This is a genomic window from Reichenbachiella sp., assembly GCF_039969095.1.
Classification (GTDB): domain Bacteria; phylum Bacteroidota; class Bacteroidia; order Cytophagales; family Cyclobacteriaceae; genus Reichenbachiella.
The window spans coordinates 328735-346101 of the sequence record NZ_JBDVOL010000010.1; the positions used below are offsets into that span (position 1 = coordinate 328735).

A 17367-nucleotide genomic window follows, 5' to 3' on the forward strand; every position below is an offset into this window, starting at 1 on the left:
TCAATTGTACCTAATCACCTTATTCATGATTTTTACACTTAACTTTTCAGACAACCTGATTACTGATGTCCGAAAAGTTATTTTATAGAGTCTTAGTCCTTGATTAAGTGAGGGAAATTGTTTTCCCGATTTTGAAATCTTAAAATGTGATCTTTCACTATGACTCCTTTGTCAACATTGATGGCATTTTGAATGGTTTTGTTTTCAGCCCAACTTATTCGTCCCTCAATGACAGAAGGTAGATGCACCACCAAGGCTGCAGAAATAGATCTGGTTGCACTTTCCCAATAGTAACTTGGTGTATGGTCTACAGCATAATAGTCTATTTGGTCTACTGAGATCATTGGATTCTTGAAGGTAGTTGGCTTGGCGCAATAAAAACCCATGCCTTCATCGCAGCTCACATCGATGATTAAGGTGCCTGGATTTAGATAGTCTTTCTCCTTTTCTTTCACATAGTCGATCGGATCGTCTGTGTCTTGATACGTGCCATTGATGATGATTTCTGATTCTTTAATGAGCTCAAGCAAGGGGCGTTCGGAGCCATCATGTTCGACCACTATGAGTCGAGCTTCACCTGGTTTGCCTTTTCTTATTCGGCTGTAATGCACATCTAACACTTCTTCCCTCACTTCATGATCAGGCCGTTGAATACAAATGGTAATATCTCTAAATCCATGTGCTTTAAGTGCATATATGGCACCACGACTCACTGCACCAAAACTAAAGATGATCACCTTTCTTTGGTTCCCATAATGACCATCGATGCCTTTGAGTTGTAGGGCGTGTATGACTGCACTATATCCAGCCATTTCATTGTTTTTGTAAAAGGTGTGCCTTCCCATTTGACCAGATGGGTGCCAAACATACATGTCTTCAAATGCAATGAGTGTCAATTTTTTGTCTATGGCCGTTTGCGTAATCGCTGCTTGTTGGGCGCAATGAGGATAGCCCCAAAGCACACCCTCGGGTTTCATGTTTTCCAAGTCAGCTTGCACAGGTTTTGCAATAATAGCTGAGCCGATATCAGATAGAATTTCATTTCTAGAGGCTATTCCACCTGTTTGTGCTCCAATTTCTTCATCTGGTATATTGAATGGTATGCCGTAACCCTGCTCGAAGATCAGTTGCTGACGAATATGTTTAGGGAGTCTACTGAGGTGCTCGGGATGGATAGGAACACGACGCTCGTCTTGTTTTTTTGACGTGCCTATGACACCCATGGTTAATAAAGTCATGTGATTTTGATTTAAGAAATGATTACAAATCACAGAGCAATGAATTAAGTGATTCGTTAAATAATAAAAAACAGACGGGTTACTTTTCAGAGGTCATACATTAAGTGACCTTGATGTCTCATTAATCAAAAGCGGACTAGAACAGTCTTGGCCATTCCGAAAAGGTTGTAAGCGGGAATGATCAATAAAAACGGATAAACAATCCAATACAAAGGTAGCTCTTTATTTGTTAGCAATATTTTATGGAAAAAAGGAGACCATGATATGAGTGGAAGTAAAATACTTTAGGCGTGATAAAATTAAAGGTCGGGATTTACTTACATTTGAAACATGGATGATTCAGTACTGTACTATCTGGTTTTAGGGGCTATCTATCTTTTGTCAAAATTCTTTAAAAAGAAAAAGAGTCAGGATATTCCGGCTGAAGTAGAGGAATATGAGGAATTGGATACTCCAAGACCTGCCAGGAAGCCTACACCAACTTTTGAAGATATTCTCAAAGAGCTAACAGGAGAAGAAACGCCTGCTTTCACTAAAAAAGAAAAAGAAGAGCCATTACAACCTACTCCAGTTTTGGCTACAGACTTAGTGGACTATCAGGAGCGAAATATTGAAGCTGTTGACAAGGATGAACTTATAGATATCGTACCACACAAACCTCTGGAACGTAAAAAAATTGAATTCATGCGTGATTCACATTTTGAAGTTGAAGAGGAGGCTGATGGTGAAATGAAGGATAATATAGATGAGATGCTTTCAGATTATGACGGTATTCGCCAAGCTTTCGTTCTTAAAGAAGTGCTTGATAGAAAATATTAAACCAAATCCAACTGCTTCAATTCTTCAGCAAAACTTCCTGACAAAATAGGGAACCTGCACCAGGTTTTTGGATCCACATTAAAATCATCTAGATGGAAAGAAGGAGCTAATCTTTCACGCTTCCACTGGTTGATAGACCACAGCTTAAAAAACTTTCTGATATAGCTCTTCAATAGTTCTGATTCAATAATTAGCTCTTGACTTAGGCTGTGATAAACTTCTAATGGAGACTTTCGTTGAAAAATTCCCAATCGCTCTATTTTGACCATGATGGGATAGGGCATCAGATCATCCTCATCTGTTTGTGTGAATTCCTTTGGACGTAATTCAGCCGTTGGAGTTAAGCTATTGACATGAGATAACCCTTCATATCCTAACTCTTTCTCTGCATATTGGAGCCATTGTAGAATGAAGGGTTTGTCTACACCTGCAATCGGCGCGAGACTACCGCTGGTATCTCCATCCATAGTGGTGTAACCCACATCTCCTTCACTTCGATTGGAAGTGGTGAGGAGGATTGTGCCAGTAATATTGGCCATCATCCAAATCAGCGGAGATCTAGTTCGAGCTTGAATGTTTTGCATGGCAATATCATCTTCTTCCCAAGTCAATTGACGACCTATGGCTTTTTCAATGATTTGATGATTGGTATTAACTGCATCATCTACTTCCCACAACTTGAATTGTGCGCCTATAGATTCAGCCAAAGACCTAGCGGAATTCAATGTCTCTTCAGATGAATTTTTCGTGCCTTGGTAAGCAGTAATTAATATTTTATTGACAATTTTCTTAATTGCCTCCTTTTCTTCAATATCGTTTCTCCAGTTAGTTTTTAGATTGAGTGATTCTAGAAATTTCACCCTGCCTAAATCTTGTACGCCATTCTTAACCATTTCAGCGACTAATACCGCGATGGAAGAAGAGTCTGCACCGCCACTCAATGATAAAGTGTAACCTTTGGTTTTGCTTTTTCTGAGATAATCGAATAAAGCCAGTGAGGCTGCTTTGCCAAAGTCTCGATTGTTGTTCAAATCATCGACATGATCGCTTTGATCATATTTTTTGTTTTTGACATCGATATCAAAAGTCATCAATTGATAGGGTAGAAAAGAGAGCCTTGTATTCGTGGCTAACAATTGACCATGACTAGCTAAAATAATGTCTCCGTCATAGATCACTCTTCCAGATTCATTACCTAGTTGATTGACATATAAATAGTGGCACTTGAATTTTTCACTACTAGAAACGATCAGTTCTTCTCTAATTTTATGTTTGCCGAAGGCAAAATGGCTGGCACTCGGGTTGAGTATCAATTCAACTCCTTTTTCTAAAAGTCTGCAAGCCGGTCGGACTTCATTCCAAGCATCTTCACAGATTTCAAAGCCAATATGAATACCTTCTATTTTAAAAGTCAAATCGCCAATAGGATAAGAGGTGTTATCAATAGTAATTGATTCTTCTACTCCATTGGGCCAGGGAGAAAACCACCTATGTTCATAATGAATGCCATCATTGGCAAGCATTTGCTTGGCATAAAATCCTAAAATCTGACCATTTTGGATAAGGCAAGTGGTATTGTAAGTCTTTTGATTGTGTTGAATAGGTAGACCAATGGCCACAGTAATATTTTCACAAAGAGGCACTATAGCAAGCAATTGTTTAATCGCCTCTTCTGTTAACCATTCGCTTAGGAATAAATCCTGGCATCCATAGGCGGTAATGCAAAGCTCCGGTAAACAAAGAATTTTGACATTCTCATTTTTAGCATCACTGATAGCATTCCTTATATTAGAAATGTTATTGCTCCAGTCGATTGGCGTTTGATTGAGGCATGCCCCAGCAATTCGGATTTGGCTCATAGGTAGATTTAGAAAATTCTAATCAATTTTAAGCACTTGACAGGACTTTTCAGCTGCATTTTGCTCAGCTTTTTTCTTACTTAAGCCGTGACCCACGCTGATTTCTTTTTTACCTACAAACACTTTAGCTTCAAATTTTTTGAAATGCTTTTGATTGTCTTGTTCTTCTACTTCAAATCGAAGGTCTTTGTTTTCCTTTTGTGACCATTCAATGATTTTACTTTTGAAGTTGGTGTTGTTGTTGATGATTTCATCCAAATCAATGTGGGGGATGATCAACATCTTGAAAATAAACGCTTTAGTCGCTGAATAGCCTTTATCTAAATACACTGCACCAACAAGTGCTTCTAAAGCATCACCATAAATAGACTTAAAGGATTGCCCATTGGCCTTGAGTTGTCCATTGTACTTGATCACATCTGCTAAACCAATTTTTCGAGCCAGTTGATTTAGGTGTTCACGATTGACCATTCGAGAACGTACCTCAGTCAAAAAGCCTTCATCTTTGAATGGATATTTGTTGAATAGATATTCGGCAACAGCCATACCCAAAACGGCATCTCCGAGATATTCGAGACGTTCGTTTGATTCAAGAAAACCTTTTCGACTCTCTTGTGCTGCCGAACTGTGCCTCATCGCTAGGGCATACAGTTTCAGATTGGATGGATTAAATCCAATGATTCGTTTTAATAAAACGGCAAAATTCCGGTCCTTAGCGTTTCTGAATAACAGCAGCTGCTTTTAAATTAGTTTCACAAAATTACCCTTCAAATTTACGGAAAATGATGGAAGTATTGTGACCTCCAAACCCGAAGGTGTTACTTAGTGCCACCTTAATGTCTCTTTTTTGGGATTTGTTAAATGTGAAATTCAGTTTGGAATCAAACTGTTCATCATCTGTGAAATGGTTGATGGTAGGAGGTACTTCTCCATTTTGTATGGCCATTACACATGCTGCTGCCTCAATAGCTCCAGCTGCACCTAAAAGGTGGCCAGTCATTGACTTAGTAGATGAAATATTGAGCTTGTAAGCATGGTCTTTGAATACATTTTGTATAGCCATAGCTTCACTGATATCTCCGAGTGGAGTGGAAGTACCATGTACATTTATGTAATCAACATCTTCAGGCTTCAAGTTAGCATTTTTCAATGCGTTGATCATTACATTCGTAGCGCCAATCCCTTCAGGGTGTGGTGCAGTCATATGATAAGCATCAGCAGACATTCCGCTACCTATTAGTTCAGCATATATCTTTGCTCCACGAGCTACTGCATGATCGTAATCCTCCAATATAAGTGACGCGGCACCTTCACCAAGTACAAATCCATTTCTGTCTTTGTCGAATGGCCTTGATGCCGTTTCTGGAGAGTCATTTCTTTCGGATAATGCTTTTAAGGCATTAAATCCCCCGACACCAGATTCGCACACTGCAGCTTCTGATCCGCCGGTAATAAATACATCTGCCATTCCCAATCGAATGTAGTTGTATGAGTCAATAATTGCATTTGTTCCTGAGGCACATGCGCTTACGGTAGTAAAATTTGGGCCTCTGAATCCATACTTAATAGAGATCATGCCTGGAGCAATGTCTGCGATCATCTTCGGAATGAAGAAAGGATTATAACGTGGAGTACCATCACCACTGGCGAAGTTCATGACTTCGTCTTGGAATGTTTTTAATCCACCTATACCAGCTCCCCAAATCACACCAGCTCGATCTCTGTCTATTTTCTCAAGATCTAATCCTGAGTCTAGAACAGCCTCATCTGCTACAATATGAGCAAACTGAGTGAAAAGATCCATTTTACGAGCATCCTTGCGATCAAAATGATCGTTTGGCTCGTAATTTTTCAATTCACATGCAAACTGGGTTTTGAATTTTTCCGCGTCGAAACGGGTGATAGGAGCAGCGCCGCTTACACCTTTAGAAAGTCCCTGCCAATATTCATCAGCAGTATTTCCTATAGGTGTAAGAGCTCCAATGCCGGTAACTACAACTCGCTTTAATTGCATAAATGCTAGTTCCCTTTTTAGGTATGTTTAAATTATTTTGCGTTCGCTTCTAGGTATTCGATAGCCTGTCCTACAGTACCGATATTTTCAGCTTGATCGTCTGGAATAGAAATATTGAATTCCTTTTCAAATTCCATAATCAATTCGACAGTGTCCAAAGAGTCAGCACCCAAGTCGTTTGTGAAGCTCGCTTCATTGCTTACCTCAGACTCTTCTACTCCTAATTTGTCGATAATAATTGATTTAACTTTTTGTGCTATATCAGACATTTTATTATTGTTTGGTTTAAAAATCTGTGCAAAGAAAGATATTAAAAGTCTTAATGCCAAACTAATTTTTGTAATCCCCAAGTCGTACATAAAGGGGGTGAATTTTCGCTGATTTTTACCAATTAAAAGCATTAATAATATACACCATATAATAAGGTGTCTTGAAAAAGAGTAATTAATTTTGAGTCCTTGTTCAATTTGAAAAGATTGGTGATAAATAAAATGTGCATTACGGTACTCTGGTATTGTTTTTATATAAATAATGTTGATATTTGCACCTCGAAATTTTTTGTAAATCTAAAACTTAAGTAAAAATCGCTAAACAAAGATTCCAAAGACGTGGCTTTAGAGGTCGTGTTGAAGAACCCTACAAAGTAAATGATCGAATTACTGCCAGAGAAGTTAGGGTAGTAGGTGAAAACGTAAAGGTCGATGTATATCAGACTTCACAAGCCATCAATATGGCCAAAGATCAAGGGTTGGACTTAGTGGAGATATCGCCTAATGCTGATCCTCCGGTTTGTAAAATTACCGATTATTCGAAGTTTAAGTACGAGCAAAAGAAGAAGCAAAAGGAGATCAAATCCAAAGCGCATAAAAGTGTTTTGAAGGAGATTAGGTTCGGTCCCAATACTGATGATCATGATTTTAATTTCAAATTAAATCATGCCATTAAGTTTTTGAAAGAAGGTGCAAAGGTGAAAGCTTATGTGCATTTTGTTGGCCGTACGATTGTGTTCAAGGATAGAGGGGAAATTTTGTTATTGAAATTTGCTCAGTCTCTCGAAGAACATGCGAAGGTGGAGCAACTTCCTAAATTGGAAGGTAAACGAATGTTTTTGATGCTTTCTCCTAAAGTTCAAAAGAAGAATTAATTTTTTATCAATATATACAAATGCCAAAAGTTAAAACTAAAGCAGGAGCTAAGAAAAGGTTTAAGCTGACAGGATCTGGAAAAATCAAAAGAAAGCATGCTTTCAAAAGCCACATCTTGACAAAGAAAGAAACCAAGCAAAAGCGAAACTTGACTAAAATGGGCCTAGTCCACAAGTCAGATGTAGCTAATGTTAAAGAAATGCTCAACATTTAATTTCGATTAGATCGGAATTAGGTTCAAATTTTCACCAGAGTATTGGTTCATAAGTATCTGACGGAAGTGAGATCGCCAATAATCAAAAAAGTTAAAAATTATGCCAAGATCGGTAAACACAGTAGCGAGTAGAGCTCGTAGAAAAAAGGTTCTGAAATTAGCCAAGGGTTATTTCGGAAGAAGAAAGAATGTATGGACGGTTGCTAAAAACGCCGTTGAAAAAGGTCTCAACTACGCTTACAGAGACAGAAAAGTTAAGAAAAGAGAATTCAGAAAGTTGTGGATTCAGAGAATCAACGCTGGTGCAAGAGAGCATGGCTTGTCATACTCTCAATTCATGGGCAAATTGTCTGCATCTGAAATCGAATTGAACAGAAAAGTATTGGCTGACTTAGCAATGAATCACCCAGAAGCTTTCAAAGCAGTGATTGATCAGTTGAAATAAACTGAATCTAACTGATAGATATTGAGACCCTGACGGTAAACGTCAGGGTTTTTTTGTGCCTCAACTTGTTGAATGCTTGATACAACTTGAATTAATTCTTAATTCTTAATCTGGAAACAAGAGTTAAGACATTCCAAATAGGTAGTTGTGAGTTGTTGTTAGTTTTTCTAACTTTCAATACGAACTACTCATACCAACCTATCATGTCAACACCAACTAAATACCTAAATCATACTTATTCATATTTGGCCCTGCGAAAGACAGTAGGTTGGATTGGTATTTCCTTACCTTTTGTTTTGCTCATCGGCACCTATTTATTGGATTGTAATTCTTGGGAGTCCATTAGCCATTACTATTATTCTACAATGGGTCGCGTTTTTATCGGTGCGCTTTGTGCCGTCGCTCTTTTTATGTTTTTTTATACGGGCTTTGATTGGAGGGATGATTGGACTGGAAATTTTGCAGGCGTATTTGCGCTGGGCGTAGCTTGGTTTCCAACTACTGAAGTTGATCCCATAGATACCATTGGATGGATTCATTATGGTATGGCAGCTTCTTTATTTGTCACATTCGCTATTTTTTCATTGTTGCTTTTTACAAAAACTAAAGATGACAACGATGCCAACAGAACTCCAAATAAGAGATCTAGAGATCGTATTTATAGAGTTTGTGGTTGGCTGATCTTATTTTGTATTGTGAGTATTCCCATATACAGTATGCTATTTCCAAAATCAAAATTTGAATATACTTTTTGGGCAGAAACGGCAGCCTTAGTAGCGTTTGGATTTTCTTGGTTAACTAAAGGTGGGGCTATACTTTCTGATAGTGAAACTAAATAAATAGATGATGTATCAAAGACTATTAATTATTTCCTTTTTAGTATTATCGGCTTGTAGCCAGCGATATTTTGATCAAGCTCAGCCTGTAGATGGGAAAAATATTTATGCTTTTCCGGAGCCTTTTCGAGGTATTTGGACGGATGAAAAAGACTCATTGATCGTGGGAAAGTTCTACTTTGCGAATATTGAATATAAAAATATATCAATTCCATACACCGAATCAGATACCACAACATTTTCAATTTTTAAAAACAACAAAGTTTACCCTTATGACTCAGTTCGTCAAAAAATCATGGGTAGAGGTCGTGCATTTGAGATTCGAAATGATTCGATTCATTATGTAACAAGAGAAATTTTAGAAGTGCAATTGGGAAAAAAAGCATTTTTGCGACAAGTTGGAAATCAGTTCGTGTTGAACGTAAAAGATGATAACGAGTGGTGGGAACTGTTTTTGATGGGAGTTACAAATCAGAATAAAATATTAGTGACGTATCCCGATATAGATCAATTGATTGATTTAGATATAAAACCGGTTTTATCTAATTCGGAAGAAGAATTTTTTGAAGTACGATGGACAACCGAAGAATTCGAAAAACTGATAAGGAATAATATTTTCTCAGACACGCTATTATTTATTGACCAACAAAACTAAACCTACTTACATGCGAAAATCAACTTATAGCCAACACTACGTAAAGGATCATCATGCCACTGAAAAGGAACGTAAGCATATCATACTTTTAGATGGTACTTGGAATGATGAAACTGGTTTGGACGGAAGTGGACTTGTTACCAATATTGTGCAACTTTCAAGAATTTTGATCAATGATCCGGAAAAGCAAATTGTCAGATATCATCGAGGGGTCGGCAATGACAATGATAATAAGTGGCTAAGCCACAATTGGAAAGGGGCAGATGGCAAGGCGATACGTCTTATTGTAGATCGTGCTTATGCCAGACTCGTAAAGGACTGGCAAAATGGTGATAGAATTTACATTTTTGGTTTTAGTCGAGGGGCTGCCGCTGCGCGACTATTAGCAGCAAAAATTAATAGAGAGGGTATTCCTAAAAGTGTGGATATCAGCTTAAAACCAGTTGAAAATCGTGAAACCAGAGTGGTAGAGCAGCGAATAGATAAAGTCAAATTCGATAGGAGCGAGAAAAAAGAGGTTGATATCGAATTCTTGGGTGTTTGGGATACCGTAAGTGCACTGGGGCTGCTCAATAATATCCTGGCCACTTTTAAATTGAGCAAAAAAGACCTGTTTACAGATCAACATATCGCAGCAAATATCCAGCGAGCCGTTCATCTGGTTAGTATTGACGAGACCAGAAATTCATTTAGACCTTCACTCATGAATCACAAAAAACAAGTGACGCATGAAGTTTGGTTTCCAGGTGTTCATTCGGATATAGGTGGGACTTATCTAAAAAAGGAATTGTCTCAAGTCAATCTACACTATATGATAGGCCAGTTGTTTCAATGGAATGAAAAAAGAAAGTTGAATGACTTTTTAATTGATCAAAATGCATATGAAGAGTCTGCTAAGTTGAATGTTGAAAGGGCTCATTTTCATTTTCAAGGTCATGGATTTGGTAAAAGCCTGCGGGAAGTGAAAGTGCAAATTGATGGAGAAAAAACAGAGACTTTATCTCCAAAAATTCACCAGCTGTATCAAGATATTGCGTACAAACGAAACTCTTATTCAGTCGTAGAAGTCAAAGGATTGTTCAAACGGAAATCCACAGCTATTACAAATTTCCAATACATGCCTTTTAATGTAAAAGTATTAAAAGGAAAATATGAAGTGGTAAAATGATTTTAACGAGGAGGCAATTCTGGATAAGGAATCAATGATTCAATGACTAGAGCCACACCATCTTTAGTCAAAAGAATCAAAGTAATGATGATGGCTCCTGAGATGAGTGCTACTCCAATATTGTTGTTTTTCATTTCTACGAATTCATCAATGGGCGTTAGTTTAGAGTAGATCATTATTCCGATTATGCTAATAAACAAGCCTGCTGAATACGCTATGAAAATGTAAATACCTCCGCGTAACAAAAAGGAAACAAATAATCCTGTGGTACTTTCTTCCGTGTTTGATAGGAGCCTGAATGAAGAAACGATCGGCTCGATGGTGCCACTTACCATCAGTCCCATTCCGAATAATACACTGGCTATAAATATGCTATAGGCTACGTTGTTATGACCTATGTCAAATCGTTTTTTGCCATACCATTTGAGCATTTTGTAAGTAGTTGATAGTATGACTAATCCCATACTGATTGCCGAAAGGATCTCGATCAGGCCGAGTAGAAAGACGTTAGAGTTCATGTTTGAGTGCGATGTTCCAATATTTCTTATTTTCCATTCCGGGTGGAATGATACCTGGTTCCCAACCCGTAGCGGTAGTTTCCCAAAAGTAGTATTTTTTACCAGCAATCATGAGGTGCTCACCAGCTGCTGCAATGTTTAGAGCTAGCATCGAATGCCGATATTCTTTGCTTATGAGCACTACTGGGTCGTAATCAAAGTGTCTGAGAATGGTATAAATCAATACGGTTCGGGAGTCACAGTCCCCTTTTAGCGTATAAAGGAATTCGACCGGGGAGGTGATGCCGTAGCGCTGATTGCTATAGCAAGGGTAATCACTATGTTCGCTGGTGCATGAACCAGAAATAATATACTGATAGGGGATGTCCTGAACCATTTTTACGACCGCATGAGCAAATGAAGTGTAGTCCAGCGAATCATTTTTAGCCATTTGGTCTAGTGAATCGACGATGGAAAGAATCTGGTTACTGTCTGTATCTGCTAATTGTTTATAAACCATGCCCCAAAATTCATGATAAGAATGAGCTTTAGGGTCATTCATTCTCTTTTTAAAAAGGGAGGCTTTCTGATTGGAAGAATTGTCGACTTCATAAGACACGCAATAATCAGCTCGATATTTTAGGTCTTCCCAATTCCGTTGATGTCTGATGGATTCAGTACCCGGATATTGAAACTCCTCGCACGAACTAAAAGATGCTGGAATAGACTGCTTGAATAAAGATATGATCACTGATTTATTGATAAACAGGATCACTAACACCCAAATGAGAAATTTCCATCCTTTCACTTCGTCAATAATAAATATTCATAAGGAATGATTGGCTTCTTGGAGTGACTTTTTTGAAAAGCTGCGTCCAACATCGAAAAAAGAATAGAAAAATGCCTGATTCAATAAATACCCTAAAAGCTTTTCACGTTCAAAATCCGATCAATTTGAAGGAATGTAAAACGATTCTCTCCAGTATGGTTTTAGAGACCAGTACAACTGATCTGTTTTTCAGCATAGGTGATGGTAAATATGGCCGAATATTTAACTACGGAGTGATTGTGTTTTATGGCTGTAGCCAAGAAGAAATATCTAAGGTACTGATGGAATTGGCTATTGTAAAAGACATAAATGAGTTGGAGTATTATTCAGATGATTTTGGTATCAAGTTGTCTGATGGAGATTATAAAATCGAATTTCACTATATCACACTTCCGGAAATTAATGAAGAGGTGATTCGAATCGCGATGTTGAATTTGGGACAGAGTCTGGCTCTAAAATATTACGATACGGTTTCTCAAGAATTACTCACAAGTATTAGAGAATTTACGGGAGAACTCGAAATTAAGGGCAAATTGAAGATAGGTCAGAAGAGTATTTTGAAATTTGTAGGCAAAGCACTCAACACTCAAAACCGAATAGCTGAAAATCTCTACATTTTTGATGCACCTGCTGTGACATGGGAAAATGAATATTTAGAGAAATTAAACCTTACCTTATCCAAACATTTTGAGCTGAGCTCAAGGTATCGTTCGATTGACAGCACTTTCAAAATCATTAAGGATAACTTATCTGCGTACCTGGATTTATATCATCACAAGGAAAGTAGCAGGCTGGAGTGGATTATTATCATTTTGATTCTGGTAGAAGTATTGGATACTTTCATATCCAAGATGCTCTAATCTATTACTATTGAAGCTTTTGATAGAGCTCATTGACATGGGTGCGTGCTCGTTTGAGCCGCATCTTTACCGCACTTTCAGACAGTCCCAAACTTGTTTGAATGTCTTTGATGGAATGCTTTTCCTTATATTTTAGGAGTAATAGCATTTTTTCTTCAGGCGAAATAACCTCAAGGAGCTCTTCTAGTATTTGAAAGGAGAGTTCCTCTGGAATTTCATCCACACCCTCTATCATCTCTGCTACCTCATCAGCCATTTTTTCTGTAATGACTTTGAGTACTTGACTTTTTTTGTTTTTTCTCAAGTAGTCCATGCAGGTGTTGTGCACGATAGCAAAAAGCCAGGTGGAGAACCTTGCTTCCCCTCGAAAATATTTGAGTTTTAAGAAGACTTTAATCAGCACCTCTTGGCAAAGATCCTCCGCTGTATCCTCATCCTTCACATAACTCTTGCATTTGTTTAGAATGCCTTTTTCATGTCTCTCAGTCAAAATTGAGAAATAGGAGAGGTTTCCTTCAGACTGAAGGATAGCGATCAAATCTTCATCAGAAATATTTTTGTCTATCATGAATGAGTTTTGTGACTTTTTCTAAACCCTGCGTCCAATGTTGAAATATAGATAAAGTAATAGCATAAAATGCAAACTACAATCAAAGAAAAGATACTAAACGTAGATATAAAAGCACAGCCAAATGATGTGACTTGTGGTCCTACATGTCTACATGGTGTGTACAACTACTATAGAGATGTAATTCCATTGAAAGAGGTCATTCAGCAAGTCAGCTCATTATCCACAGGTGGTACCTTGGCGGTTCTACTAGGTATTCATGCACTCCAAAGGGGTTATGAAGCCACCATTTATACCTTCAATCTCCATGTGTTTGACCCCTCCTGGTTTAAAGGGAAGGTAGATTTAGTAGCCAAATTGAAAGCTCAAATGGAGGCCAAAGCTGATAACGAAGTTTTAGTAGCAGCGAGTCAGGCCTATCTTGATTTTTTGTACTTGGGAGGAACAATTAAATACGAAGCGTTAACTCCCGCTTTGATTAGATCCTATTTGGCAAAAGATATACCCATTCTTTCAGGTTTGAGCGCTACCTATCTATACGACAGCCCTAGAGAATATGGTGAGTTTGACGTAGTATATGATGATATCAAAGGGGAGCCGAGTGGTCATTTTGTAATAGTGAATGGCTATGATCCAGACAGCCGTCAAGTCTATATTGCAGACCCTTTAAAGTATAATCCTATTAGTGATTATCAGTATTATAAGGTGAGCTATCAGAAAATGATTACCTCTATCATGCTTGGTGTGGTGACTTATGATGCCAACTTATTGATGATCAGACCAAAACTAAACTAACACATGGCAAAGCTTATTATAACCGAAAACCCTGAAAAATGGGACTTAAATTTTGAAGGAGTAACCGTCGTTACGCCAACTATTTATTTTGGGGAAGCGGAATATCAATCCAAGAAATTCAAGATCATCAACTTATGCAAATCGCACCAGTATCAAAGTGTGGGCTATTATGTTTCCTTATTAGCTGAAGCTAGAGGACACAAGGTTATTCCTGAAATAGCCACCCTTCAGGACTTTAGATTTCCTTCGTTGATCAAGGATGATGCAGACGATTTTGAAGATATGATTAATGAAAGTCTGAAAGGTATTCTAGAAAACAAATTTGAGTTGACGGTCTATTTTGGTCATACCGGCGAATCTGCATTTAGTCGATTGGGTGCTTTGATATTTAATCTTTATCAGGTGCCGATCATTAAAGTAGTATTTCTTAGAAAAGATAAGTGGCAGCTACAGTCTTTGAAGACTTTGCACATGAATGAGATAGGAGAAAGTGAATTCCCTATGCTTCAAAAGGCGCTTCACTTCTATGTAATGGGTAAAAATGTGGTGCGTAAAAAGTACGCACGCAAGAAATACGATCTGGCGATATTGTTGAGCCCAGAGGATCAAACACCGCCGTCTTGTCCAAAAGCGATTCAAAAATTCATTGCTGCTGCGGAAAAGAAAGGATTCAATGTAGAAATTATCACCAAAAACGACATAGGCAAGTTGGTTCAATTTGATGCCTTGCTCATTCGGGTGACCACCAATGTGAACCACTACACTTATCGTTTTGCCAAAAAAGCTGAATCCGAAGGGTTGGTTGTGTTTGACGACCCAAACTCAATATTGAAATGCACGAACAAAGTGTATTTGCATGAGCTGTTGGTGGCCAACAAAATCAAAGTGCCAAAGTCGCATATATTGAGAAAAGATCATCAAGAGATTCCAAATGCGTTCAATTACCCTTTGGTAATCAAACAGCCTGATGGTTCTTTCTCAAAAGGAGTAAAGAAGATTGCCAATGAAGGCGAGTTGAAGCCAGCATTAAAGGAATTGTTTAGCAAATCTGAACTATTGATTCTGCAGGAGTTTGTACCAACCACTTATGACTGGAGAGTGGGTGTCATTGGCGGTAAGCCGCTATATGTATGTAAATACTATATGGCACAAAACCACTGGCAGATTGTGGACTGGAAGACGAATGGTGAGCATAGAGAAGGAAAGAGTGAAACCATAAAAGTAGAAGATGCACCTCCTAAATTGATTGAAACTGCACTTAAAGCTACATCCCTTATTGGAAAAGGACTTTATGGAGTAGACATCAAGGAGATTGATGGTGTTTTTTGTGTAATAGAAGTAAATGACAACCCCAGCATAGACGCAGGAGTGGAGGACAAAGTCCTTAAAAATGAGTTGTATGCCAGAATAATGGATACGTTTTTAGAAAGATTGAATTGATATGAATACAAGAATGCACCTGTTTCAGCGCTATGGGATAGAGCTGGAATATATGATCGTAGATATTGATACGTTGGCTATTAAGCCGATCACGGACGATTTTATCAAAAGCGTATTTGGAGAATATAGCAACGAAGTAGATTGTGGACTTGTGACTTGGAGCAATGAATTGGTGCTTCATGTGTTGGAATTGAAATGTTCTAAGCCCGAAGGAGATCTCATCGGTTTATGTGAGGGTTTTCAGCAAAATATCAAGAATATCAATCAAAAGCTCTTGGCATACAATGCAAAACTCTTGCCTAGTGCAGCTCATCCGTTGATGAACCCAGAGGAGGAGACTTTCTTATGGCCGCATGACAACAATGAGATTTATGATATCTACAATCGTATCTTCAATTGCAAGGGTCACGGCTGGTCGAATTTGCAAAGTACACACCTCAATTTGCCGTTTTATGACGACGAGGAGTTTGCTCGTTTACATGCGGCAATCCGCCTGATCTTGCCGATTTTACCTGGTATTGCCGCCAGTTCGCCCATCTTGGATGGGCAGGCTACTGGCTATTTGGATAAGCGTTTGGACTATTATCAGTCCAACCAAAAAGTGATACCTGAGATTACTGGCAAAGTGATTCCAGAAAGAGCTTTCTCCAAAAGGCATTATCACAAGATGATTTATGACCCGATCCAGAAGGCCGTTGCACCTTATGATAATGAGCATATCCTGGAGCCAGTATGGCTCAATTCTCGAGGGGCCATTGCACGTTTCGACCGAGGTTCGATCGAAATCAGATTGCTCGATATTCAGGAATGTCCTAAAGCAGATATGGCTATTGTCGCACTGATAATAGGTGTGCTGAAAGTACTGGTGGCAGAGAAAACCTGTAGCGAACATGATCAACAGAGTTGGTCTGCCATACCATTGAATAAGATATTTCAACAGATGATGGTAACGGCTGAGCATACACAAATCACCAATTCGGATTATTTGAAGGTCTTTGGATTGAATAAGGAGCAAGCCAGTGCCAAAGAACTTTGGGGCTATTTGTTGGAATTAGTGAAAGTACATCACTCATCTTTCATAGGTCCCTGGTTAGACACGCTACATGAAATATTAGAAGCGGGTACCTTGGCGACCAGAATTATGACGGCTTTGGATGGTATTTATACTGAAGAAAATATCAAGCTCGTGTATAATGAGCTTTCGGATTGTTTGTCTAACAATGAAATTTTCGAGTCATGCGTAAAAGAAAAGTTATAATCACATGCGAACATGGTGGCAACTACATTCCTCGTGAGTTTAGGTATTTATTTGCAAAATATGAGAAAGAATTAAATTCTCACAGCGGGTGGGATATTGGCGCCTTAGAAGTGGCTAAGTACATGTCAAGGCACATTCCGGCACCTTTGTCTTATCAGCGAGTATCTCGGCTATTAGTGGAGTCTAACCGCTCATTGCATCATGATGAGCTGTTTTCTCAGTACTCAAGGGAATTGGAAAAACCAATTAAAAAATATGTGCTGAGTAAATATTATCATCCCTATCGTAATGCTATAGAAAAGAACATTTCAAGATGTATCAACGAAGGGCAAGAGGTATTACACTTGTCCGTTCATAGTTTTACTCCCGTCTTGAACGGCGTAGAAAGGCAAGTGGATATCGGTTTGTTATGTGATGAGTCTCGATGGAACGAGATGGAATTTTGTCAACTATGGAAGCGACAAATTGAACAGTTATTGCCTGATAAGCTTGTCATGGTTAATGTTCCTTACAACGGAGCTGATGACGGATTTACTACTTATTTGAGAAAACAATTTTCTACTGATCAATATTTAGGGATTGAAATAGAGCTTAATCAAAAGTATGCAGGCACTGAAGAGATGTCAATTATTAGGTCAGGTTTGGCAAATAGTTTGATTATCTCTGAGGATTTGGTGGAGGATTGAAAAAAGGCATTGATCCATGATGGGTCAATGCCTTTTTAATT

At 38.4% G+C, this 17367-nt stretch carries 20 protein-coding genes; 12 read left to right on the forward strand and 8 right to left on the reverse strand.

The features are described from left to right. Positions 1-92 precede the first annotated feature (92 nt). Positions 93-1238 carry a N(5)-(carboxyethyl)ornithine synthase gene (locus ABJH98_RS04710; RefSeq protein ID WP_348306479.1) on the reverse strand — a complete coding sequence of 382 codons (1146 nt, stop codon included), beginning with the start codon at positions 1236-1238 and terminating at the stop codon, positions 93-95. Between the two features lie 330 nt (positions 1239-1568). On the opposite strand from ABJH98_RS04710, the gene ABJH98_RS04715 reads away from it, so the two are divergent. Further along, positions 1569-2057, forward strand: a complete 489-nt coding sequence (locus tag ABJH98_RS04715; protein ID WP_348306480.1) for a hypothetical protein — start codon at positions 1569-1571, stop codon at positions 2055-2057. On the opposite strand, the gene ABJH98_RS04720 is transcribed toward ABJH98_RS04715, so the two are convergent. The 4 genes from ABJH98_RS04720 to ABJH98_RS04735 are packed head-to-tail and all read right to left on the reverse strand — an operon-like array spanning position 2054 to position 6199. Beyond that, a complete protein-coding gene (locus ABJH98_RS04720; RefSeq protein WP_348306481.1) occupies positions 2054-3916 on the reverse strand; it encodes a nitrilase-related carbon-nitrogen hydrolase in 1863 nt (620 codons plus the stop codon). The genes ABJH98_RS04715 and ABJH98_RS04720 overlap by 4 nt on opposite strands. Before the next feature lie 18 nt (positions 3917-3934). Further along, positions 3935-4651 (reverse strand): ribonuclease III, encoded by a 717-nt coding sequence (gene rnc, locus ABJH98_RS04725; RefSeq protein ID WP_348307242.1) that lies wholly within the window; start codon positions 4649-4651, stop codon positions 3935-3937. Positions 4652-4676: 25 nt separating this feature from the next. Next, complete coding sequence (fabF, locus tag ABJH98_RS04730; protein WP_348306482.1) at positions 4677-5930, reverse strand: beta-ketoacyl-ACP synthase II; 1254 nt, start codon at positions 5928-5930, stop codon at positions 4677-4679. Positions 5931-5962: 32 nt separating this feature from the next. Further along, entirely contained in the window at positions 5963-6199 is a 237-nt protein-coding gene (locus ABJH98_RS04735) for an acyl carrier protein (RefSeq protein WP_084373960.1), read from the reverse strand. Between the two features lie 314 nt (positions 6200-6513). On the opposite strand from ABJH98_RS04735, the gene infC reads away from it, so the two are divergent. The 6 genes from infC (at position 6514) to ABJH98_RS04765 (ending at position 10393) form a co-directional block, all read left to right on the forward strand. Further along, positions 6514-7074 (forward strand): translation initiation factor IF-3, encoded by a 561-nt coding sequence (gene infC / locus ABJH98_RS04740; protein ID WP_084373961.1) that lies wholly within the window; start codon positions 6514-6516, stop codon positions 7072-7074. A 20-nt stretch (positions 7075-7094) separates the two neighbouring features. Further along, on the forward strand, positions 7095-7289 hold the full coding sequence (gene rpmI, locus ABJH98_RS04745; RefSeq protein ID WP_084373962.1) for a 50S ribosomal protein L35: 195 nt from the start codon (positions 7095-7097) through the stop codon (positions 7287-7289). A gap of 100 nt (positions 7290-7389) precedes the next feature. Further along, positions 7390-7734 carry a 50S ribosomal protein L20 gene (gene rplT, locus ABJH98_RS04750; protein WP_348306483.1) on the forward strand — a complete coding sequence of 115 codons (345 nt, stop codon included), beginning with the start codon at positions 7390-7392 and terminating at the stop codon, positions 7732-7734. Positions 7735-7937: 203 nt separating this feature from the next. After that, complete coding sequence (locus tag ABJH98_RS04755) at positions 7938-8573, forward strand: DUF998 domain-containing protein (RefSeq protein WP_348306484.1); 636 nt, start codon at positions 7938-7940, stop codon at positions 8571-8573. A gap of 4 nt (positions 8574-8577) precedes the next feature. After that, positions 8578-9225, forward strand: coding sequence for a hypothetical protein (locus ABJH98_RS04760; RefSeq protein WP_348306485.1), 648 nt, complete (start codon positions 8578-8580; stop codon positions 9223-9225). Between the two features lie 10 nt (positions 9226-9235). Then, positions 9236-10393, forward strand: coding sequence for a DUF2235 domain-containing protein (locus ABJH98_RS04765; protein ID WP_348306486.1), 1158 nt, complete (start codon positions 9236-9238; stop codon positions 10391-10393). Between the two features lie 2 nt (positions 10394-10395). Here ABJH98_RS04765 and ABJH98_RS04770 read toward each other — a convergent pair whose 3' ends face one another. Together ABJH98_RS04770 and ABJH98_RS04775 are read right to left on the reverse strand one after the other, a co-directional pair. After that, positions 10396-10911 (reverse strand): DUF350 domain-containing protein, encoded by a 516-nt coding sequence (locus tag ABJH98_RS04770; RefSeq protein ID WP_348306487.1) that lies wholly within the window; start codon positions 10909-10911, stop codon positions 10396-10398. Then, positions 10901-11698 carry a hypothetical protein gene (locus ABJH98_RS04775; RefSeq protein WP_348306488.1) on the reverse strand — a complete coding sequence of 266 codons (798 nt, stop codon included), beginning with the start codon at positions 11696-11698 and terminating at the stop codon, positions 10901-10903. The genes ABJH98_RS04770 and ABJH98_RS04775 overlap by 11 nt, the downstream gene beginning before the upstream one ends. A 92-nt stretch (positions 11699-11790) precedes the next feature. Between ABJH98_RS04775 and ABJH98_RS04780 the strand changes: the two genes are divergently transcribed. Continuing rightward, positions 11791-12579: an RMD1 family protein gene (locus tag ABJH98_RS04780; protein ID WP_348306489.1), complete on the forward strand. Its 789-nt coding sequence runs from the start codon at positions 11791-11793 to the stop codon at positions 12577-12579. 7 nt (positions 12580-12586) lie between these two features. Here ABJH98_RS04780 and ABJH98_RS04785 read toward each other — a convergent pair whose 3' ends face one another. Further along, entirely contained in the window at positions 12587-13147 is a 561-nt protein-coding gene (locus ABJH98_RS04785) for an RNA polymerase sigma factor (protein ID WP_348306490.1), read from the reverse strand. Between the two features lie 69 nt (positions 13148-13216). Between ABJH98_RS04785 and ABJH98_RS04790 the strand changes: the two genes are divergently transcribed. The 4 genes from ABJH98_RS04790 to ABJH98_RS04805 are packed head-to-tail and all read left to right on the forward strand — an operon-like array spanning position 13217 to position 17326. Beyond that, the gene (locus ABJH98_RS04790; protein ID WP_348306491.1) at positions 13217-13942 is read left to right on the forward strand and encodes a C39 family peptidase; all 726 of its coding nucleotides are present in this window, start codon (positions 13217-13219) and stop codon (positions 13940-13942) included. 3 nt (positions 13943-13945) lie between these two features. Next, a complete protein-coding gene (locus ABJH98_RS04795; protein WP_348306492.1) occupies positions 13946-15382 on the forward strand; it encodes a RimK family protein in 1437 nt (478 codons plus the stop codon). 1 nt (position 15383) lies between these two features. Then, the gene (locus tag ABJH98_RS04800) at positions 15384-16640 is read left to right on the forward strand and encodes a glutamate-cysteine ligase family protein (RefSeq protein ID WP_348306493.1); all 1257 of its coding nucleotides are present in this window, start codon (positions 15384-15386) and stop codon (positions 16638-16640) included. Next, the gene (locus ABJH98_RS04805; RefSeq protein WP_348306494.1) at positions 16619-17326 is read left to right on the forward strand and encodes an N-formylglutamate amidohydrolase; all 708 of its coding nucleotides are present in this window, start codon (positions 16619-16621) and stop codon (positions 17324-17326) included. Before ABJH98_RS04800 ends, ABJH98_RS04805 begins: the two co-directional genes overlap by 22 nt. Positions 17327-17367 lie beyond the last annotated feature (41 nt).